Below are 244 nucleotides of genomic sequence, written 5' to 3'. Positions count from 1 at the left end.
CGATATGACAGAACAAGCTGCAAATAAAACCATGGATGCAGTTGACGAATGTCTTCCTTTGGCCGATACCATCATTAGCAATATACAATCAGTGACGCCCATGTGGGATAAATTGATGCGTCGTGATATAGAATTAGGTGAATTTAAGTCACTTTGTCATGATGTTCAACAGTTTATGTCGCATAGCGAGCATGACTCTAATCGCCTTCGCGAGCTGTTAAATCAAATTTTAATGGCACAAGAC

General features: G+C 40.2%; 1 protein-coding gene. It reads left to right on the top strand.

The annotated features are described in order from the left end of the window. Positions 1 to 244: protein phosphatase CheZ (locus tag AAEY75_RS16690; RefSeq protein ID WP_352260273.1), on the top strand; the 244-nt coding region annotated here is incomplete at both ends.

It is taken from the genome of Psychrobacter sp. TB55-MNA-CIBAN-0194, from assembly GCF_040309505.1.
In the GTDB taxonomy this organism is placed as follows: domain Bacteria; phylum Pseudomonadota; class Gammaproteobacteria; order Pseudomonadales; family Moraxellaceae; genus Psychrobacter; species Psychrobacter fozii.
This window is presented reverse-complemented; position numbering and strand designations above follow the sequence as displayed.